Origin of the sequence: Acuticoccus mangrovi, assembly GCF_016411865.1 — a bacterium.
GTDB lineage: Bacteria > Pseudomonadota > Alphaproteobacteria > Rhizobiales > Amorphaceae > Acuticoccus > Acuticoccus mangrovi.
This window is the reverse complement of the sequence record NZ_JAEKJA010000015.1, coordinates 20628-41560: the sequence shown is the minus strand read 5'-3', so window position 1 is coordinate 41560 and position 20933 is coordinate 20628. Positions and strand designations below refer to the sequence as shown.

Here is a 20933-nt window from a genome sequence, read left to right as displayed (position 1 = left end):
GCCGAGGGCGAGCACCCGTCCCCGCCCTCGGCGAGGTGCGTGCGAGCCGGCGCGGCGCGCCGGAAGGGGAGGCGCGTCGGTCGTTGTCCCGCCCGCCGCCTTCGGGCCGTCGCACGGGTCCGGCCCGAGGCCGCTTGTCCGTGCCGTTCACAGAATCGTAGGTTGAGGCATCGGCGTCTTCTGATGTGAGATGCACGCCACAGGTCGAAAGGAACGGCATGGGAGGAACGAGGGCCTACGTTGGCGCGGTCGTCGCATTGGTGCTGGCGCTCGCCACCCCGGCGCGCGCGCAGGACCTCGAGGACGCGTTCGCCACCGCGCTCGGTCCGATGGCCGAGCGCATCAGCGGCTGCCTCCAGGTCGAGGGTGACAAGGTGCGCGAGGTGCTGGTCATCGGCGTGCCCCGCACGACCCTGCGCTTCACCGAGGTCGACCGCACGTTCGTCAACATCGCGATCACCGGTGCCGTCAACTCCATCGCGCTGTGGCGCGCCAACCAGATCGAGACCGTCGACGTCCTGCCGACGCTGCTGCACGGCGGCGAGGAGGCCCGGCGCGAACTCGTCGAGACGCTGCAGCGGCGCTACGAGGCCCCGCTGGTGCTCACGGCGGACGCGATCCGGCCGTCTCCCGACGAGGTCGTCGTCCAGCTCAACCTTCTCGGCCGCGACCGCCACGGTGAATATGGCTGCTCGGAAACCGCTGTCCTCGCCCTCGATGCGGCGACCTTCCGGGTCAGGAAGCGCACCTATGGGGCGGACGCGGACTACGTCCTTCTGGGACCGGGGCTGAAGTCGGCGCTCCGCTCGATCGCGGCGGCGGGGCTTGCCGTGTCCCCGGCGATCGAGGTGACGTCGAACGTCGCCGAGACATGCCAGATCGCGCCGGAGCTGCGCCACCTCGTCGCCCGCCTCTCGGCGCAGCTGCGCGCCGACGGGGCGATCGGGGAGGCTGTGGGGGAGGGCGGCTCGGCACCCCCCTCCGAGGTCGCATCGATCGTGGTGCGGCCCGACCGGCGCGCCGCCAACGCGCTCGCCGTGCGTGTCGATGCTGCGGACGGACGCGCCATCGCGGCTTTCCGTGCGCTCGCCGAGCCCGTCATCCTCGAAGGCTGCGAGCCGCCGCCGCCCAAGGCGGCCGCGGCCGATGTCGCGCCCGTCCCCGCGGTCGAGCGCAACGAGGTCTACCTCGTCCCCGACCGCGACGCCTATCGTGTCGGCGACAGCTTCCGCGTCGGCATCGTCAGCCGGCGCGACTGTCGGCTGACGATCCTCAACGCGAGCGCCGACGGCGAGCTGTGCCTCCTGGTGCCGAACCCGCGGACTCCGCACGTGGTGATGACCGCGCGGACCCCCTATTATTTCCCGCCCACCGGACGGGCGACGCTGACGTCGGCGGGGGAGGAGACCTTCGTCGCCCTCTGCGATGCGGGTCCCTTGGCGCTCGGCTCCGTGCGGCACATCAAGGGGCCGGCGTGCGCGGCCGGGCCGTCGGACGCGGGACGCATCCTCGGCGAAGACGACGCGGCCAGGGTCGAGGCCGCGCTCGCCGCAGCCGACGGGACGGCCGCTGCCGTCGCCGACGATGCCGAGCCGGACCGCGCGACCGCGGTGATGCGCTTCGCCGTCGCCCCGCGCACCGACTGACGGAAGGCCAGCCATGCCGCTTCTGCCCCGCTTCGCCATCCCCCTCGCCGCGGCCGCGCTGCTGACGGCGCCCGCCGCGCCGGTTCTTGCCGCGGGTGGGCCCTGCGCGCTCGACGGCGGACGGCTCAAGTCGGCCGTTCGCGCCGACGCGCCGGCCGAGGTCCTCCAGATGGTTGCCGCGGCCGAGGCGGGCGGCTGCCAGGGCGCGGCGCGAAGCACGGTCCGCCGCCAGGCCTCCGCGGCGATCGCGGCCATCGCCCGCCAGCGCCTCGCCGAAGGCGACGCCGCCGGGGCCGAACAGGCGCTGTCGGAAGCGCCCGCCCTGCACTGGGCCGTCATCGCCGTGCGCGGCGACGTCGCCGCCTCCCGGCGCGAGCGGGCCGCCGCGGCCCGCTACTATAATGCCGCCATCGACGCGCTGACCGATCCCGCCGTCACCCCGCCGGGTCCCTGGACGGACGCGCCAGCCCGCACCCTCGCCAAGCTCGCGCAGGAGAACATGATGCTCGCCGGCTCGCTCGAGACCACCCTCTCGCGCGGCGGCGAGCCGACGGGCGCGCTGCGCTACCTCACGCGCGGCCTTTCCTGGGATCCGGACGCGCCCGCCGACCCCGCACCCGGAACCGCCGGCGACGGCGGCACCGACGAGACCGCCCAATCTGAACCGACGGTTGGAGCCCAACAGACCGCCGAAGCCACGGTCGGGAGCGGCGACGGAGCCGCCGCCGGAGTCTCCGAGGCCCGCATCTTTGCGCCGATCCGCTTCGCCTTCGATTCCAACACGCTCACCGAGGAGGGGCGCCGCGAGGCCGAGCGCCTCGCCGCCTTCCTGATCGTCGCGAATATCGCCCACGTCACCCTCGTCGGGCACACCGACGAGGTGGGCGACGAGGCCTACAATCTCGAGCTCTCGCGTCGCCGGGCGCGCAGCGTGCGCGAGGCGCTGCTCGATGCGGGCGTCGCGGCGAGCATCGTCGTTCTGGGCAAGGGCGAGAGCGAGCCGCCGGTGCTCACCTCCGACGACGCCTACGACCAGGAGGAGCGGCGGGCGATCGCGCGCCGCGTCGAGGTGGTGCTCGAGCAGCGATCGTGACCTCGCCTATCCGGCGGCTCGTCCTCGCCGTTCTCGCCGGAGGGTTCGTCGCATCCGCCGGCGCCCTCGCCGATGCCCGCGCCGAGATCCGCCCTGTCATCGTCGGGATCAACGACTATGCGCATTTTCCGGACCCCGGCGCGGCCGCTCCGCCGACCGACCTCGCCGGCGCGCGCAACGATGCGCAGGAGATCGCCCGCGCGCTGCGCTCCGCCGGCGTCGTCGTGCCGCCCGAGCAGCTCCTCATCGACGATCGGGCGACCCTCTCCGCCTTCCTGCAGGCCTGGGACCGGGCGCTTGCCGGGGCCGGGCCTGACGATGTCGTGCTCGTCACCTTCTCCGGCCACGGCGGGCAGGAGATCGAGACCCGGCCGCCATTCGACGAGACCACCGACGGGCGCGACGAGACGCTGCTCTTCCACGACTTCGATCCCGCGCGGCCGAGCCTCGGCCGGCTGACGGACGATGCGCTGCAGGCGATGTTCCTGGCCGCCGCGCCGACGCGCATCGTCTTCGTCAGCGATGCCTGCCACGCGGCCGGGCTGGAACGGGACATCGCCGCCCGGATCACCGGACTGAGCCGCAATGCCGGGGTGTGGGAACTGCCGCTCGAGGAGTTCGCGGCACCCGCCGAAAGCGCAGAGGCCGAGGTCGTCGCGGACGCCGTACCGGAGGAGGGGGCCGCGCCGCCGCCGCATGTCACTCAGGTCTTCGCCACCGCCTCCGAGAGCCGCCTCGTGATGGAGACGAGCTTCGAGGGCGAGGCGCACGGTGCGCTCTCCTGGTTCTTCGCCCGCGCCATCGACGGCGAGGCCGATGCCGACGAGGACGGCGTGCTGTCCCAGGCCGAGCTCGGCGACTATCTGGAAGACCGGGTGTTCACCGCCATGGAGCAGCAGCAGCAGCCGCGCGTCGTGCCGCGCGACGGCGCGGCCGTCGCCTTGCCGCTCGGCCGCCGCAGCGGCACCACCGCGCGGCCGTCCGCGGGGGCGCTCGACGATGCCAGACTGCCGGGCCCCGTCTCCGTCCACTTCGTCGGGCCGGCTCCGTTCGACCTTGCCGCCTGTGCCGTCTGCGTGCCCGGCGGGCGGGGCGCCGCGGTGACCTTCGAGGCCGCCGACGACGGATGGACCGTCTACAACCGCACCGGCGACCGGATCATGACGGTCGCGAGCGTGGATGCGGCGCTCGCGCAGGTGCGCCGTGCCCAACTCGTCGCGACGGTCGATGCGCTGAAGGACCCGCACCTCGCACCCGCAGGCGTCGCGGCGCTGCAGCCGCCGCGCCGCCATCCGATCGGCACCATCGTCGGCTTCCGCTTCACGCCGCCCTCGTCGAGCCTTGCCTACCTGACGCTCTTCAACATCGCGAGCGATGGGGCCGTCCAGTGGGGGCTCGAGCCTCCGGGCGTCGAGCGGCTCGCCCCGCTGCGCGGGCCCGCGACGATGCGCTTCCGCGTCGCGCCTCCCGCGGGCGCCGATCAGCTCGTGGCGCTGTTCTGCGAGCGGCCGCCGCTCGGCCTGCACGATCTGTTGCGGCGTTCCGGCGGAGCCGCGCCGGAGCCGGAGCGCGTCGTGGCCGCGCTCGGCAACACGCGCTGTCAGGCCGGCCGCATCGGCCTCTTCACCGGCCCTTGACGGTCGTCTTGGCGCTGCCGTCCTTGGTGGCGGGGCGGCCGACGGTGCCTTGGCGGGCAGCCTGCCCGCCACCGCCGCGGGCGGCGACGACCTCGCTGCGCGACCCCATCTTGCGAAGGTTCGCATATTCGCTCACGAAGCGGGCGACCTCGGCGGCGCCGTTGGCGGAGGCGAACGCGGCGGCCCGGCGCGCCATCGCCCGCCGCGTCGGCGCGTCCATCAGGTCGGCCACGGCCTGCCGCGCGACGTAGGGGTCGGCGGTGGAGACCACGCGCGCGAACCCGGCAATCTCCCCGAAGCGCGCCCGCAGGTCCTGCCGGTCCATCTCCGGCGCGTCGTTGGGCACGTAGATCGCCGGCAGTCCCGCCAGCACGCATTCGTGGAACGTGTTGTAGCCGCAGGTGCCGACGAGGAAGTCGAAGGCATGGAGGAAGGGAAAGATCGGATAACGCTCGAGGGGGAGCACGGCGCCGGCGGCCCCGTCGGCCCGCGCCCCGTCGGCCCGTGCCCCGTCGCCGTCCGGCCGCTCGTCGGCCACGCGGGTCGCGAGCGGGGAGCGCAGATCGTGGATGTGCACGCCGTCGTGGGCGGCGAGCATGTCGACGAGGAGGCCCGGCGCATCGCCGAACTCGAAGTTCGTGCGGCTGCCCAGCGACAGGAGGACGTGGACGCCGTCGGCGGCAAGCCCCAGCTGCCGGCGCGCCTCCGCCCGCGGCAGACACGTGTCGGGATCGCCGCGAACAATGGGGTTCACGAGGTGGACGCCCGCACGCGCCCCCGCCGTCGGCCCGGTGTCGAGAGCGCCGGCGATGTCGCCGGGCTCGATCACCGCGTCGAACGCGCCGGCCTTCGCCAACGCCGAGCGGTGCCCGTCGGTCCAGAACCCGCGCCGGATCCACACGGAACGGCGGTCGGAGAGCGTCTCGAGCGCCTCGACGACGCCGGCATAGGGCATGTTGCCGTCGAACACGAACGCTTGCGCGCCGTAGTAGGAGAGGACGTCGACGATGTCTTCGGCAAGGTTCGCGTTCCACGCGGTGATCGAGCAGTCGAGCCCGCGGTGGAAGGGCCGGTACTCGACCATGTACCCCGCCTGCGCCACGAGGCCGGCGGCGCGCGACAGCGTCAGGAACACCGGCTCGACGTCGGCCGGCAACCGGTCCGCGACCGCGAGGAGCCGGGTCAGGTGGCCGAGGCCGACGCCGTTGGAGGACATCAACACGACGCGCTTCGGGCTCGGGGCCGCCGCAAGGGGAAATGCCGGCTTCGGCCAGGCCTTCGACAGGGTGATCCGCTCGGGGTCGAGGAGCTCCAGGCGCTCGCGCAGGGTGTGCGGGCCGAACGTCTTCGCGACGTGGGCGCGGGCCCGCGCGCTCTGCTTGGCGTACTCGGCGGGGCGGGCGGCGAAGTGGGCGATGGTGGTCGCGACGGCGTCCGCCTCGCGGTAGATCGCGGCCGGGCCGAACAGCGCCTCGAAGTGCGGCGGCAGGATCACCACCAGGCCGACGGTCGCCGCCTCGAGGATCGAGCGCCCGAACGCCTCGATCCAGTCGTCCGCGTGATAGTAGACGTAGAAGTCGAGCGAGGTGAGATAGTCCTTCACGACGCCCGCCTCGAACGGCCGCAGCCGCCAGTGGAGCGGCACGTGGCCGTAGCGGTCGGCGAGGAAGCGGTCTGCGCCGAGCATCGAGACCTCGAACGCCGGATCGTCCGGATAGGCGAGGAGCGCCGTCTCCAGCGTCGTCGGCCATTTGTCCAGGCTCGGGCGGGAGTGGCGGCCGATGCGCGCGGGCGCCGCCACGGGCCGCTCGCCGCGGGCCGGCCAGTCGTCGACGTCGATGATGTTGACCCAGTCGCGCGACAGGAGCGGCGCCCCGGCGACCCCGTCCGGCGGCAGCTGCTGGCGAACGAGCGGCCCGACCGGTCCGAGACGGAGCTCGGTACCCAGCGCCGTCCGCGCGTTGGCGACGACGCGCTCGAGGTCGTATTGCACCTTGCCCGCCGCATCGAACCGGGGATGATGCAGGACGATGACGCCGACGTCGGCCTCGACGCGCAACGGGGTGCACGGCAAGAGTTCGAAGAGGGAAGGGTGATGGATCACGGCGACGCGCGCGTGGATGCGGGCGCCCGGCTCGACGAGGCGCGTCTCGCCCGCGTCGAGGGCGGCCCGGATCTCGGCGTGGAACGGCCATCCTTTGACGAGCGCCGGTCCCTTCACGGGCAAGAGCGCGGAGGCTATGCCGAGCTTGCGCGCCGCCGCGATTTCCGTCGCCAGCGCGGTCGAGGTCCCGCCGGGAAAACGCGGATCTGCGATGAAGAGGAGATCGGTGTAGTGCACCATCGAGGGGAAGGATCTGGTGGAGCAGCCGGTCGCGGGGCCGGCGGGAACCACACCATGCGAAGTCGGCGACTGTCCATAGGAATATGGACGCCGCTTCGGGGCGCGGCGGACGAAGCGTGCTGAGCTGGCTCACGAGGCTGCGCGCCGCCGCGCCGCCGACGCCCCCCGCGGAAGGCCCGAGCGAGCTCTACCTCTTTGCCGAAGCCCCGCCGGCCTCGCTCGCGCTCGTTCTGTTGCTCGAACGCTCGGCGCGCGCCACCGAGGACTTTCTCACCGCGGCGCCTGGGCAGTTCGCCCGCTTCGACCGGGTCGTGTTCGTCGTCTCCGACCCCGATCTCTCACCGTTCGTGCGCCGGGACCTCACCGTCGAAGTGCTGCCGCCCGCGACGCGTCGGCCGCTCGCCGCTCCCGCCGCGGAGACCGCCGCATTCGTCCGCCGTCGCTTCGCGCTGATTCGCGAGAAATGGCAGCCGAACTGGGTCCTGACGTACGGAATCGGGTTTGACGCTTATGTGGCGAACATGGTAGATCTTTAGGAACAAATGGAAATTCGATAATATTTCATCAGCAAATGGATAGTCGGTAGATGCCCAGCCTCCGCGGCTTGCTTTCCGTTGCCGGCGCTTTGATGTCGACGGCGATCATCACCGCAGGATGTCAGGTGCAGGACGAGCGGCCTCAGGTCGAGCCGGTGAGCGCTCCGCGCGTGACCACCACCGCCACCACCACGACGAAGCCGGCCACCACCCAGCAGAAGCGTCGGGTTAGCTCACAGAAGCGCGCGAAATCTACGACGGCTCGGGTGGCGAGCTCGAACTACTAGTACGGCGCGCCCGCCGGTGCGTGCCGGCGGCCCGCGTCGAGATCACCCAAGTCGCATTGGTCGGGCCAACCAAGGATGCTGCGCTATGCTGCCGATCAACCGGTGGGGTCTTCCCGTCTTGTTTGCCGCGCTTGTCGTCGTCGCCTCGCTCGCAGGGGCGGCGGCGCAGGTGGACGTGGTGCCGGCGACGGCGGGCCGGCACGCGCTGGTGATCGGCAACGCCTCCTACAAGAACGTCGCGGACCTGCGCAACGCGCACAACGATGCCGAGCTTATCGCCGACACGCTGCGCGCGCTTGATTTCGACGTTCGGGTCGCGATCGACGCCGACTACGTGACGATGAACCGGACCGTCCTCGCCTATGCGCAGGAGCTGACGCCGGGCAGCGTGTCGATCGTCTACTACGCCGGCCACGGCGTGCAGGTCGACGGAGAGAACTACCTCGTGCCGGTCGACGCGGCGCCCGAGACGCCGTCGGATCTGCCGTTCGTCTCGCTGTCCGCGAACGATCTCTTGCGCATGTTCAAGGATCGCGAGACGATCGCCAACATCTTCATCTTCGACGCTTGCCGCAACAACCCGTTCGAGGATGGCCGCTATCGCTCGCTCGCGGGCGGCACCTCGCGTGGCCTGGCCCCGATCGAGGTGGCGTTCACCGGCAATTTGATCGCGTTCTCGACTGCCCCTGGTCGCGTCGCCCTCGACGGCGACGGCAGCAACAGCCCCTATTCCCGGGCGCTCGCCGACAGCCTGCGGAAGCCGGGCCTCGGCATCGAGAGCGTGTTCAAGCTGACGCGCTCCGAGGTCATCGGCGCCACCGATTTCAAGCAGGTGCCCTGGGAGAACTCGTCGCTGACCCGCGATCTCTTCCTGCTGCCCGAAGCCTCCACCGGGAAGGAGATCACCGAATGCGACATTCTCGCCGGCCATCCCTCCGACCCTGAGCGGATCCACCCCGGCATCGACTACGCGCTGATGAAGCCGGCGCCCGCCATCCGGGCCTGCCGGGCCGATCTCGCGGCCGACCCGCAGAACCCGCGGCTGATGACCAACCTCGCGCGTGCGCTCGACAAGGCGGGCGAGTTCGCCGAGGCGCTGGAGCTGAACAAGGCGGCCGCCGACGCGGGCTATCTCGGCGCCTACCACAACCTCGGCAACCACTACAAAAAGGGCAACGGCGTCCCCCGCGATCCGGACGAGGCCTACGAATATTTTCTCTATGCCGCCGAGCGCGGCCATCGCGAGGACGCCTACAACGTGGGCGTCATGGCCTTTCAGGGCACGCCCAAGCGGCCGAAGGACTACGACGCGGCGCTGATGTGGTTCAACCGCGCCGCCGAGCAGGACTATCCCACCGCCTTCGACAAGCTCGGCCTGATGTACCGCGGCGGCCTCGGCGTGGAGAAGGATCTCGCCAAGGCGGCCGAATATTTCGCGCGAGGGGCCGAGCTCGGCGATCCGTCGGCTCTCGTGAACCTCGCCACCGCCTACCGCAAGGGGGAGGGGGTCGCGCAGGACAACGCCGAGGCCTTCGAATATTATCGCCGCGCGGCCCAGCTGCGCCGGCGCGCCGCCTATACCAACCTCGGCGACATGTATCGCCGCGGGACGGCGCCGCAGCCGAGCACCGAGGAGGCGGCGTTCTGGTACGGCCTCGCCGCCCGGGCCGGCCACGCGAGCTCGCAGGAGCTCTACGAGGAGATGTCGTCGCAGCTCAGCGACGAGACGGTCCGCTCCGTCGAACGGCGCATCCAGGAATGGCTCCTCGGTGACTTTGGTTGACGCAGCGCTTCCTTAGGACCGACGCCTGGTCCGAGGGCGCCGACAGCGGGTCCGACGCGGCACCCCTCGTGCCGATCCCGACCCTTCCCCCGGAGCCTCCCGCGGACGCGCCCCTCAGCGCGCGCGAGGGCTGGCTGAAGGTCGCGAACTTCGCGCTGATGGCCGTGGCGCTTGCCCGCACGCGCGGCGCTCCTGCGGCGGCCGAGGACGCGACGGCGCGGCTCGGTCCCCTCGTCGCGGCCCATCGGCGCGTCCTCTCGCCGCTGCTTCGCCCCGAGGCGGGCGCGGCGGAAACCTTCGCCGTCGCAAAGAGCTTCTTCACCGCGCTCGCCGCCGCCGACGCCCTTCTCGCGAGCAATGCCTCGCTCCGTCGCGACGTCGCCGCCGTCGTCGCCCCGCTGGCGGCGGAGCCGGAACGAGCGTCCGACCCGCTGCGGCTCAGCTCGCGCAACAACCACCTTCTCATGCGCGCCGCCGCGTTGGCGCTCTGGGCGAATATCGACGGCGACGCCGGCATGATGGACCTCGCCCGCGCGCACATCGACCGCTTCGTCGGCCAAATCGACGCCGACGGCTTCTTCCCGAGCGAGATCGTGCGCGGCGCGAGCGCCCTGGCATACTCGAACCTTGCCGTCATGCTTCTCGTGACGCTGACGCGTATCGGCGCGATCGCGGGGGAGGCGCTCGTCGATCGCGCCGTGCTGGAGCGCGCCATCGCGGCCCTTGCCGCGGGCGTGGAGGACCCCACGATCGTCCACCACCTCGCCAGGAAGAACATGTTTCCGAACCCGGCGCACGGGCCGAACCCGTTCGCCACCGACCTCACGTTCCTGCGCGGCTACCACTCCTCCCGCCACCTCATGAGCTGGGTGCCGCTCGCGCACGACCTGCTCGGTCCCGAAGCCGTTCCGGCGGTGCTGGCCCGGGCTCTTCACACCGGGGAAGACCTCTTCCCGTGGGGCTCGGAGTTCGTCGGCGGCTTCGTCGACGCGCTGCCGAGCCTCGGCGATCGAGCCGCACTCCTCGCACGGCAGGACGGCCAAGCGACGGGCGGATGACCGGCGCGTGATCGACGGCGTTCCGCACGCCCTCGAGACCGGCCGCCGATGGATCGACCCGCCCGCCGCCAACGACCCGGCAGCGACCGCTTCGACAGCGCGCCTCGGCAACAGGTCTCACCATGCATCTGCGGGACGCGACCGTCGCCCGGGTGAATGCGGCCTCGACCGAGTTCACGGGTGAGGCAATCGACTGGCGGGCCCCCAAACGCCAAGCCGACCACATCTCTTGAGCGGCCTCGAACGGGCTCGCTCTGCCCGTCGACCCCGAAGCGGTCGCCGCCGAGCAATGCCGCTGTCAGATCGCAAGCACCGGCGGAGCAGCGAGGATGCTCGTGTGATCGGGATAGACGACGCAGTAGGATAAGCCAAAATAGTGCATCTCGATCAGGCCGCAGTTGGCGATCGCCGGCCGGTACCGCGCGCGGCCGCTGTCGTCGAACAGGATGAGGCCGGCCGGCGCGAGGTGCGGCACGGCGGCGGCGAGGCAGTCGGCACGGTGGCGACCGTCGATCACGATGAGATCGAAGAGCCCATGGCCTTCGATCGAACGTGCATAGGATGGACCGACGTCGTCGCTCTCGCTGCCGGCGAGGATCTGACGAACACGGTCACGACCAGACAACGCCACGGCGACATCGGACGCCCAGAGCGCATCATGTTCCACCGTGAGCACCTCGCGAGCACGGCGCGCGAGCCACACGGTGCTGGCGCCGCTCCCGTACTCGAAGACACGTGCATCGGGGCGGCACGTCAGGAAATCGGCGATCACGGCCGTGGCGTCGACATTCCACCAGGGGATGTCGAGGGCAATCATGCGTTGGAGGTGATAGATCGCGCCGAGGCTCGCAAGCCATCTGCCGAACTCGTCGAGCTGGCGCTCGCCATAGATCGAGTCCCCCGGCCAAATGCCGGGAACGGCCTGGGCAAACGCGCCATAGGCGCGCTTGATGTGCCGCAGCAGCTCCTTTCTGTTCGTTCCCCTCGTCGAGGGACGGTCGAGAACTCCTGTCCCCGTGTGGTCTGCGCGGATACTGGGGTCTCTCGCGAGACCCCAGCGAACGGAGCGTGGCGCGCGCATGTCGTGTCGCTTTCAGCAGATCGATGAAGGTGACAGCCGACTACGCGCTCGGGCCGGTCCCGTTCTTTAAGACGTGTTATCTTATGTGTCGTCGCTCTCCGGCGATGCCGAGCAGCGGGCATGCCCGGCCGGCCCCGAGCCGGCCGGGCCGGGAGAACACGCCGGAATTTGATCTCGGGTCGACGACCGGCGACCGTCTACGGCCGCGTCAACAGATGGTCCCGGCGCCGCATCGGGTGGCGCATCTCTGAGAAAATGGCGGCAACGGGAGCGGTCCCGGACGAACTCTCGCTCGACAGCAGTCCCTCGAGGCGGACCGCTCCGCCGCCGGGGCAAAAGGGACAGCATCGAGGCGACCGTCCCCTCGACCGCCCCGCGCCGCACGCCCCATCCCCTCGATCGGCGCGCCGACCGCCGCCGCAACGTCCTCGAGCGCATGTTCTGCGAGCTGAAGAGCCGCCGCCGGATCGCCACCCAATGCGGATCGCCATGCCGAAGACCGCCTCGCCGGCACCGCTCTCGCCGCCGTCACAGTCGCCTGCCAATGCGTCCACGACCCAGAGCGGCGCGCGGCCGGCGGATGTGGCCAGACATGCGCCCATCCCGCGCGTCTGCGGCGCGTCGCGGAGGCTCTCAGCGGCCGTGGATCAGTCCGTAGTGTGCCCCGCCTGCCGCCATCACGCCGGCGGCCGCGGCAAGGGTCGCGTTCGCCATCGGGTGCGCCATGTCCCCCGCGGCGAACACGCCGGGCACCGACGTGCCCTGGCGCTCGTCGACAGAGACGATCGGCCCGAGCGGGGACGCCTTGCTCGCGCAGCCGAGCCGCTCGGCGAGATCGCTGACGGGCTCCGTCCGCGGTGCCACGAAGAGGCCCGAGAGCGCGACCGTCCTGCCGTCGGCGAGGCGGACGGCCTCGAGCGCGGAGCCCGGGCCGAGGAGCTCGGCGACCGGCGTTGGCTCGATCCGCACCCCGCGGCCCGCGAGCTCGGCCCGCTGCTCGGCCGTGGGCGTGAAGGCGTCTTGGGTGAACAGCGTCGTCGGCCCCCAGTCCGGCACCAGCATCGCTTGGTGGAGGGCCAATTCGCTCGTCGCGAGGACACCGAGAGGACGCTGGTTCAGCTCGTAGCCGTGGCAGTAGGGGCAGTGCAACACGCTGATCCCCCAGCGCTCTTCGAGACCCGGCAGCGTGGGCAGGATGTCCCGGACCCCCGTCGCGAGGATCAGGCTCCTCGCGGTGATCTCCCTGCCGTCGGCGAGCGCCACGGCGAACCCGTCGGCGGTCGCGACCGCATCGGTGGCTTCCCCCTGATGGACGTCGACCGTCCCGTAGACGGCGAGCTGGCGGGTGGCCGTCGCGATGATGGCGGCGGGCGTCTGCCCGTCCTGGCCGAGAAAGCCATGAGAAGAGCGGGCGAAGCGGTTGCGCGGGCGCCCGGCGTCCACCATCAGGACCCGCCGACGCGCGCGACCCAGCTGCAGCGCCGCAGCCTGACCCGCGAAGCTGCCACCGACGATGACGACATCGAACTCCATAGGACTACCCTCCCGTTATGTACTTCGACGAGTTGCATGATGTAGCCGAAGGCGTCAACTCAGAAAACTTTCATTGTTACGTGAGAGCTGCTAGAGATCGCCGCGACCTCGAAGGACGACCCGATGCCCCGTGACAGCCGCATGTCCCGCATGCTCCACGTGCTGATCCATATGGATCGGCACGCGATGCGCGTGACGTCGGACGAGATCGCGCGGATGCTCGGCACCAACGCGGTCGTGGTGCGCCGGATGATGGCGGGACTGCGGGACGAGGGCTACGTCACGTCGGAGAAGGGGCACGGCGGCGGCTGGGCGCTCGCCTGTGGTCTCGACGCCATCACGCTGCTCGACGTCTATCGGGCGATCGGTGAGCCGCCGCTCTTCAGCATCGGTCCGCACGCCGATCGACCCGACTGCCTCGTCGAGCAGGCCGTCGACGCGCGCTTGGAACAGACCTTGGGCGAGGCGGAGGCCCTGTTGATGGCCCGCTTCGGCGCGATCAGCGTCGCCGACCTCGCCGCGGACTTCGAGCAACGCCTGGCGCAAAGGCCGGCCCGCGCCGACACGCTCTGCACGGGCGCCTAACCCGGTCGCGGCCGGTCGGGCTCGGTCTCAACCCTCCCGCGGCTCGGAGGCGGAGGGCTTGGTGCCGGCGACGCGCACCGCGGTCGTGGTGCCGGGCTCGACGTCCTCGGTGCGCGGCCGCGGCGGCTTGGTGGCCGGCAACGGTGGCACGGGGGCGCCGTCGGCGGCAGTATCGGCGTCGGTGCCCGTTGCCGTCGCGCCGCCGGAGGGCAGCTTGAGCCGCAACCTCGGCGCCTCGCAGCGCCGCAGCGTGATGCGGCGCTGGAACAGCCCGTTCGTCTGCGGCTCGCGCGACAGGCCCACCACCGCCACCCCGCGCAGCTCCTCCTGGAGCACGGTGATGATCGTCGCGCGATGGTCCTCCGCGCACGCGCTCGCCGCCTCGTCGAGAAACACCCAGCGGGGGCGCTGCAAGAGCAGGCGCGCGAAGGACAGGCGCTGCTGCTCCTCCACCGTCATCTCCCGGTCCCATCGCTTGGCGACGCGCAGGTCACCGGCATAGGTGTCGAGATGGACGCGGGCGAGCATCTCGCGATAGGTGTCGTCGCTCCATCGGTCGGGATCGTCGGGGTAGGAGAGGGCCGCCCGCAGATCGCCGAGCGGCAGGTAGGGGCGCTGCGACAGGAACGCCACCTCGTCCTCGGGCGGCAGGTAGATCGTGCCGCTGCCCCACGGCCACAGCCCCGCCATCGCGCGGAACAGCATGCTCTTGCCCACCCCCGCATCGCCGAGGATGAGCACCCGCTCGCCGGGCGCGATGGTGACGCTCTCGTCGTCGAACTTCGCGGCGCCCTGCGGCAGCTTGATCCGCAGCCGCTCGAAGGCGAGCTTGCCCTCGGGGTGGGGGCGCACGGTGATGCGCTCGGCGTCGGCGCCGAGCTTTTCCACCGCGTCGAGCGCGTCGCGAAACTCGTCGACGCGGTGGCGCGTCGCCCGCCAGTCGGCGATCGTGCCGTAGTTGTCGACGAACCAGCGCAGCGACTGCTGCACCTGGTAGAACGCCTGCACCACCATCATCAGCTCGCCGAAGGTCAGCGCGCCGGAGAAGTAGGCGGGTGCCGCCACCACGGCGGGCGCCACGATGGCGAGCCAGCCGTAGCCCGACGTCACCCAGGTGACCCGCGCCGTCGCCCCGGCGAGGGCGATCATCACGTCCACCGTCTGCGCGAAGGCACCGCCGATGGTGCGGCGCTCGCGGCTCTCGCCACGGTGGAAGGCGATCTCCTGGGCGGCCTCGGCGGCGCGCACGATGGTGAAGCGGAACTGCGCCTCCTGCGCGTATCGCCGCTGATGCAGGCGCACCAGCGGCGCGCCGACCCACCAGGTGAGCACCGAGCCGGCGATGGAGAAGAGGAGGGTGCCCCACAGCATCAGCCCGTGCACCACGATGGTGGTGCCGAAGACGTGGAGCGGCATCGGCGTCGACAGCGTCCACAACACGCCGATGAAGGTGAAGAGGAGGAGCGTCGACTGGAGGAGGCCCACCGCGAGGCCGACGAAGAGCTCGGCGAGGTGGCGCACGTCCTCCTGAAGGCGCTGGTCGGGGTTGGCGCCGATCTCGCCCGCAAGGCTCATTTCGAACGGGCGGCGCGGCTGGAGCCAGCGGTCGAGAAGCTCGCCGGTGAGCTTCTCGCGCAGCCGCACCTTGGCGATCTCGGTGAGCCAGGTCTGGCTCACCACGAACACGAGCAGCGCCGCCGCGAGGATCAGGAACACCACGAGCTGGTTGAGGAAGGTGGCGAAGTCGCGCTTCTCGATGGCGCCGTAGAAGTCGCCGTTCCACGTGTTGAGGCGGACCTGGGCCACGGTGTTGGCGATGATGACGAGGAGGATCGCGCCGCTGATCAGCCAGAGGGGGGAGAGGCCGAGCCGGGCCGCGAGGACGTTCGGGAGCCGCGCGAGGGTCACGCCGGGGAGCGTCCTTGGTGGGTCCGGCCCCGGCCGTGCGCCGTGGCGGCCCGGATCGTTCTGCGCATGGCTGTCCCCGCATTTGGGATGGTCGACGACACGTGGACCGGCAGACCACCCTGCGCACCGACCCTCACCGCAATTGGCGGCCCGTCATAAGGCGGCAAGCCCCCGATGCCCATCGCCGCGTCGATTCCGCCGCCCCTGCGACATTGCGCGACGCCGCCCCGCCCCGGCGGCGCAGACGGCGCACGCGTCCGCGGCGGACGGCTCTGGGGAGGGGAGGATGGTTTGGCGGAGGCGGGCGTTTGGGGACGGAGAGCGTGGGCTTTTGGCCCGGAGTTGCAGTTAAATCGAAGGTGAACAGACTCGGGACGCGGACATCGGTCGAGGGCGCCTCGTCTCCTCTCAAAACTCGCTGAGCACAAAGGTTTCGAGAACCCGGGTTTCATGAGATGGTTTTGGGAGGGGGTGCCCCAACGGATTGGGGCGGACCCGGTAGGGGCGCTGACAAGAAGCAAAATCGTTCGTTTTCGATGGTACTCGCGGCTGCCCGCTGAGTGCCAAAACTGCGCAAGGTGGGCGTGCAGGTCCCTGGACGGGAGAGAGTTCGATGGCCCGAGCCGTTTGAGAACAAGACAATGGGACTGCGTTCGCCCGCAGCCGGGGCGCTCAGGTAAGGCGCTGTCCATCAATCTGGGCGCTGGTCCGGTGTAAAGCTCAGAGGGATTAACCCCGCCTCATTGTGATGACGTTTCACCTCATACGAGAGTAAATCGTACACCTAGCATTCATGCATTTCGACGAATGCGAAACCAATGATTGCAATGCCGCTCGTATCGATCGGATCAATAACGCGCGGCGCTAAGTAATTTCTCGACGGGTTGTTTGTTACAAACGTTGATCTGTAGTCTCTATACGCGATGATAACAATATCATTGATTTGTTTGAACCCGATATTATTGAGTCGATCGTTAATTGATGGGTGAGTCTCAGTGTATTTTCCTGCTAATAATCGCCAGTTTCGGAGAAATATTTCTTCGCTTGGTATGGTTTCAAGGCTGTCGATAAGCTGAAGCGCGGAGAGTCTGACAAGAGCGCTACCAAGGGCGTTTGCCCCGCAATACTGCGCCGCACGCGAATCAGCGACAAATTCAGCAACCCAAAAATCAAGCCGAAACCGCCTAATAAAATACTTCACAGTATATCTGCATAAAGAAACAATGATAAAATTTGCATCGCGTATACTATCTCTAATAAGAGTTCTTGCTGAAAAGAAATCTGGGATAATACAAGTAGACCACTTTATCATAGTAGAATATAGGGATTCATTTCCGGTAGCGCAAAGTTGTTGTGCCAAAAATTCAGTAGATATGTGAACACGTCTCAAGAATATATATGGGAATGTTGTGCCTTCACTGAAGTGACTGTATTCATGGTATAGAATAGCTGCCACTTGGGCATCTGACATTAATTCAGATACCCTCCGATCAAGAATAAATCTCTTGCTGAAACCAGTAATAATTGCCCCGACATAAAATCTTCGGGCTTCCGTGAATAATTTTACAATCTCTCTTCTCATTGTATTTGCAACGTATTGATTGACAGCGTCAAGTTTTCTGTCAGCGACATTGCTCGATTTCATTTTGCTATTGCGAGTGCTGGATAAAATAATTAAAGGCCCAAAAAGAAAGACAATCACAGAATATACAATAACTATCAATGTTAATAAAACAGAAATGACAAATATTAGAGTAATACCACTCGAAATCTGTGAGTAAATGTTTAAATCTCTGTGCCTTTCAGTTATTATAAAGAATAAATATTCTCCAATATAATAAAATATACAAAGTAGTAAAGATAATATAACAAATCTGAAAAATAAAACAATAATAGACAGAGCAATTGTCAGTGACAATGCGGTTGAGAATAGCATTGTTAGTATTGTAGCCTTAAGAATTGACATTAACATTTCTTACTTTATATTTATATTCGGACTGCCTGTTAATATAAGAACAGCGCCAATGATTATGATGACTAGCCCCGGGCTTGAATTAGTAATTTTAGTTACAAGGGCCGGCGCTTCAAATCCAAAATCAACAACATCCCCTATTCCAAGAAAGATTAGAAAGACTCCAATTAGCACTACAAATACACCGGAAATGCTTCTAAAATATGCGGCGCGGAGTTCTCCTTTGATTGCTTTCTCGCGCTCAGGGCGGGTAAGTCCTTCGGCGCGAATGTTGATGCTTTCTGCGGCACCTGTGCATTCAATATTATTGTCTCGGGCTTGGTGATTTCTTTGAACCATTCGCGTGTGCCTTGATTTTCAACGACATGCAGGGGATCGTCGTCGATATTTCGATAGGCCGAATCGCATTCAACGCCCTGCCGTGTACATCTAGTACTACGACAACGCTGAGAGTTCACAAAATGGAATACTAGCAGTAAAAAGGGCAAAGCGGAAGCCCCACAATACCACGCGATGGTGAAAAGATGCGGCCGTCAGCGCTCTCTGCACGGCTGACGAGATGCACGAAAAGCCAATCATTGCTATTCGAGCTCGTTCTCTCTTGCGTGAACGACAGGCGTGGGGCATTCGGGAGCCGCTTTTGCCTGCCAACTCGCTCTCATGCAGGAATATCCGTCTCCGAGTTTGTGTAGCCGCCGAGTGAAATTGGAGTAGGTCAAAAGCTTAAGCGCCGTGGTCTCTCAATAACCGTGGTTTTCGCAATCCTGCCAATGTTCGCTTCGGTCCGGCTCGCATCCGAGACTGTATGGTCGGAATTGGCACAAGGCAGCTGCTCTCCGACCACCCTCACAAGAACCACCCGCTTCGGCCGCCGGAGAGCGCCCAAGCGCCGCTCATCCCATCTCCCGGCCCAAGCCCCAAACCCCCTTCGCGCCCAGCATCCTCGCGTGACGCCCACCAGCGCGCGCGTCACGAGATGCACCACACGTCCGCTCCCCACATCCCCGTCGCGCGCCCGCGAAGCCACCCCAGGCGCGCACCAACCCCCGGCCCCCAAGCCCTCGCATCGTCATATTGTCTGATTGACTGCCTATAAGCCTGCCCCATAAAGTGCAGACCTTCCGACAATCGACAGGTACGCCATGGCCGAGATCCGAGACGCCTCCCTCCTCAAAGACGCCTGCCTCGTCGACGGCGCCTGGATCAAGGCCGCCTCGGGCGAGGTGATCGGCGTCACCAACCCGGCCGACGGCACCGTCGTCGGCGTGGTGCCGATGCTCGCCCCCGGCGAGGTCGAGCGCGCCATCGAGGCCGCCCGGCGCGCCCAGCCCGAATGGGCGGGCCTTGCGGCCAAGGCGCGCTCGGCGGCGCTGCGGCGCTGGTTCGAGCTCCTCGTGGAGAACGCCGACGACCTCGCCCTCATCATGACGCGCGAGCAGGGCAAGCCGCTCGCCGAAGCGCGTGGCGAGATCCTCTACGCCGCCTCCTTCGTCGAGTGGTTCGCCGAGGAGGCCAAGCGCGTCTACGGCGACACCATCCCCGCGCCGCAGCCGAACCAGCGCATCACCGTGCTGCGCCAGCCGGTCGGCGTCACGGCGGCGATCACCCCCTGGAACTTCCCCGCGGCGATGATCACGCGCAAGGCGGCGCCCGCGCTCGCCGCCGGCTGCACCATGATCGTGCGGCCCGCCGAGCTGACGCCGCTCACCGCGCTCGCCCTCGGCGTCCTCGCCGAACGGGCGGGCATCCCCGCCGGCGTCCTGCAGATCGTCACCGGGCCGGCGCGCGAGATCGGCAAGGTCCTCACCGAGAGCGAGACGGTGCGCAAGCTCTCCTTCACCGGCTCCACCGAGGTGGGCCGGCTCCTGATGGCCCAGTGCGCTCCCACCATCAAGAAGCTCTCCCTGGAGCTCGGCGGCAACGCGCCCTTCATCGTGTTCGACGACGCCGATCTCGATGCCGCCGTCGCCGGGGCGATGCTGTCGAAATATCGCAACGCCGGGCAGACCTGCGTGTGCGCCAACCGCATCCTCGTGCAGCGCGGCGTCAAGGACGCGTTCGCCCAGAAGCTCGCCGCCGAGGTGGGCAAGCTGCGGGTCGGGGAGGGGACCGAGCCCGGCGTCGAGATCGGCCCGCTGATCAACGAGGCGGCGCTCGACAAGGTGGAGGCGCACGTGCGCGACGCCCTCGCCAAGGGGGCGCGGCTATTGTGCGGCGGCGAGCGGCGCGACGGGTGCTACTTCGCGCCGACCGTCCTCACCGACGCGACGCCCGAGATGATGGTCGCGCGCGAGGAGACCTTCGGCCCGATGGCACCGATCTTCACCTTCGAGGAGGAGGCGGAGGCGATCCGCATGGCCAACGACACCATCTACGGCCTCGCCGCCTATTTCTACACGCGCGACCACGCCCGCATGGTGCGCGTGTCGGAGGCGCTCGAATACGGCATGGTCGGCCACAACACCGGGCTCATCTCCAACGAGGTCGCCCCGTTCGGCGGCGTCAAGCAGTCCGGCCTCGGCCGCGAAGGCTCGCGCTACGGCATCAAGGATTATCTGGAGCTGAAGTACGTCTGCAGCGTCGTCTGAGGGCGGGGCGAGGGGGCGTGCGCTCCCTCGCCCCCTCCGTCACTCGACGAGATGGTTGCCGATCGAGGAGCCGCCGTCGACCGTCAGCACGCTGCCGGTCGCGAAGCTGGAGCGGCCGGAGGCGAGGAACAGGATCGCCTCGGCGATCTCCTCCGGCTGACCCATGCGGTCCATCGCCGCACGCGCGTCGAACTGGGCGCGCAGCCCGTCGGGGTCCGGGGCGGCGGCGAAGATCTTGGCGAAATAGGGCGAATCGATCGTCCCCGGCGCCACCGCGTTGACCCGGATATTCTGTTTGACGTGGTCGAGCGCCATCGCCCGCGTCAACGCGCTGACGCCCCCCTTGGAGGCGACGTAGGCCGCCCGGTCGGCGATCGCGCTCGTCGCCGTATAGGAGGTGGTGTTGACGATCACGCCGCCGCCGACGCGCTCCATCGCCGGGATCGCGTACTTGGAGCACAGGAAGACGCCCTTGAGGTTGACCGCCATCAGCGCGTCCCAGGCGTCCTCCTCGATCGACACCACGTTGCCGCGAAAACCATAGCCGGCGTTGTTGATCAGGATGTCGAGCCGGCCGAAGCGCGCTTCGGCGCCCTCCACCATCGCCCGCACCTCGTCGGACCGGCCGACGTCGGCGGTGAAGGCCGCGGCCGCCGCGCCGATCTCGGCCGCCACCGCGTTGGCGCTCGCCTCGTTCTTGTCCACCACGGCGACCTGGGCGCCTTCCCGTGCCAAAAGGACGGCCGTGGCACGGCCGATGCCGCTGCCTGCGCCCGTCACGATCGCCGCCTTTCCGTCAAGATCACCCACGATCGCACTCTCCCTTGTCTCAGTTTTGCCAGTGTGTGTCCCGCAATGAGGGCGGGACGAGGCACTATTGAC

General features: G+C 68.1%; 16 protein-coding genes. 9 read left to right on the top strand and 7 right to left on the bottom strand.

Annotated elements, in window-relative coordinates; genetic code table 11:
* Positions 1–218: 218 nt before the first annotated feature.
* Genes JCR33_RS16745 through JCR33_RS16735 form a run of 3 tightly spaced genes read left to right on the top strand, consistent with a single transcriptional unit; the run spans position 219 to position 4376 of the window.
* Positions 219–1646 carry a DUF4384 domain-containing protein gene (locus tag JCR33_RS16745; RefSeq protein WP_198883266.1) on the top strand — a complete coding sequence of 476 codons (1428 nt, stop codon included), beginning with the start codon at positions 219–221 and terminating at the stop codon, positions 1644–1646.
* 13 nt (positions 1647–1659) lie between these two features.
* Positions 1660–2739 (top strand): OmpA family protein, encoded by a 1080-nt coding sequence (locus tag JCR33_RS16740; RefSeq protein WP_198883265.1) that lies wholly within the window; start codon positions 1660–1662, stop codon positions 2737–2739.
* A complete protein-coding gene (locus tag JCR33_RS16735) occupies positions 2736–4376 on the top strand; it encodes a caspase family protein (RefSeq protein ID WP_198883264.1) in 1641 nt (546 codons plus the stop codon). The genes JCR33_RS16740 and JCR33_RS16735 overlap by 4 nt, the downstream gene beginning before the upstream one ends.
* Here JCR33_RS16735 and JCR33_RS16730 read toward each other — a convergent pair.
* Complete coding sequence (locus JCR33_RS16730) at positions 4363–6720, bottom strand: hypothetical protein (RefSeq protein WP_198883263.1); 2358 nt, start codon at positions 6718–6720, stop codon at positions 4363–4365. The two genes, JCR33_RS16735 and JCR33_RS16730, sit on opposite strands and share 14 nt — an antisense overlap.
* 116 nt (positions 6721–6836) lie before the next feature.
* Between JCR33_RS16730 and JCR33_RS16725 the strand changes: the two genes are divergently transcribed.
* The 4 genes from JCR33_RS16725 (at position 6837) to JCR33_RS16710 (ending at position 10384) form a co-directional block, all read left to right on the top strand.
* Complete coding sequence (locus JCR33_RS16725; RefSeq protein ID WP_198883262.1) at positions 6837–7256, top strand: hypothetical protein; 420 nt, start codon at positions 6837–6839, stop codon at positions 7254–7256.
* A 50-nt stretch (positions 7257–7306) separates the two neighbouring features.
* Positions 7307–7543 carry a hypothetical protein gene (locus JCR33_RS16720; RefSeq protein ID WP_198883261.1) on the top strand — a complete coding sequence of 79 codons (237 nt, stop codon included), beginning with the start codon at positions 7307–7309 and terminating at the stop codon, positions 7541–7543.
* Positions 7544–7628: 85 nt separating this feature from the next.
* Positions 7629–9326, top strand: a complete 1698-nt coding sequence (locus JCR33_RS16715) for a caspase family protein (protein ID WP_198883260.1) — start codon at positions 7629–7631, stop codon at positions 9324–9326.
* Positions 9323–10384 (top strand): alginate lyase family protein, encoded by a 1062-nt coding sequence (locus JCR33_RS16710; RefSeq protein ID WP_198883259.1) that lies wholly within the window; start codon positions 9323–9325, stop codon positions 10382–10384. The genes JCR33_RS16715 and JCR33_RS16710 overlap by 4 nt, the downstream gene beginning before the upstream one ends.
* A gap of 298 nt (positions 10385–10682) precedes the next feature.
* Here JCR33_RS16710 and JCR33_RS16705 read toward each other — a convergent pair whose 3' ends face one another.
* Together JCR33_RS16705 and JCR33_RS16700 are read right to left on the bottom strand one after the other, a co-directional pair.
* Positions 10683–11465, bottom strand: coding sequence for a class I SAM-dependent methyltransferase (locus JCR33_RS16705; RefSeq protein ID WP_198883258.1), 783 nt, complete (start codon positions 11463–11465; stop codon positions 10683–10685).
* Positions 11466–12098: 633 nt separating this feature from the next.
* A complete protein-coding gene (locus tag JCR33_RS16700; protein ID WP_198883257.1) occupies positions 12099–12998 on the bottom strand; it encodes an NAD(P)/FAD-dependent oxidoreductase in 900 nt (299 codons plus the stop codon).
* A 123-nt stretch (positions 12999–13121) separates the two neighbouring features.
* Between JCR33_RS16700 and JCR33_RS16695 the strand changes: the two genes are divergently transcribed.
* A complete protein-coding gene (locus tag JCR33_RS16695) occupies positions 13122–13583 on the top strand; it encodes an Rrf2 family transcriptional regulator (RefSeq protein ID WP_198883256.1) in 462 nt (153 codons plus the stop codon).
* A gap of 27 nt (positions 13584–13610) precedes the next feature.
* Here the strand turns inward: JCR33_RS16695 and JCR33_RS16690 are convergent, their stop codons facing one another.
* The 3 genes from JCR33_RS16690 to JCR33_RS16680 all read right to left on the bottom strand — a co-directional run bounded on the left by JCR33_RS16690 (position 13611) and on the right by JCR33_RS16680 (position 17802).
* Positions 13611–15491: an ABC transporter ATP-binding protein/permease gene (locus JCR33_RS16690; protein WP_198883255.1), complete on the bottom strand. Its 1881-nt coding sequence runs from the start codon at positions 15489–15491 to the stop codon at positions 13611–13613.
* A 784-nt stretch (positions 15492–16275) separates the two neighbouring features.
* Complete coding sequence (locus JCR33_RS16685; RefSeq protein ID WP_198883254.1) at positions 16276–17427, bottom strand: M48 family metalloprotease; 1152 nt, start codon at positions 17425–17427, stop codon at positions 16276–16278.
* A 39-nt stretch (positions 17428–17466) separates the two neighbouring features.
* Positions 17467–17802: a hypothetical protein gene (locus JCR33_RS16680; protein ID WP_198883253.1), complete on the bottom strand. Its 336-nt coding sequence runs from the start codon at positions 17800–17802 to the stop codon at positions 17467–17469.
* A gap of 803 nt (positions 17803–18605) precedes the next feature.
* Here JCR33_RS16680 and JCR33_RS16675 point away from each other — a divergent pair.
* Positions 18606–20051 carry an NAD-dependent succinate-semialdehyde dehydrogenase gene (locus tag JCR33_RS16675; RefSeq protein ID WP_198883252.1) on the top strand — a complete coding sequence of 482 codons (1446 nt, stop codon included), beginning with the start codon at positions 18606–18608 and terminating at the stop codon, positions 20049–20051.
* A gap of 39 nt (positions 20052–20090) precedes the next feature.
* On the opposite strand, the gene JCR33_RS16670 is transcribed toward JCR33_RS16675, so the two are convergent.
* A complete protein-coding gene (locus JCR33_RS16670) occupies positions 20091–20861 on the bottom strand; it encodes an SDR family oxidoreductase (protein ID WP_198883251.1) in 771 nt (256 codons plus the stop codon).
* Positions 20862–20933: the final 72 nt, after the last annotated feature.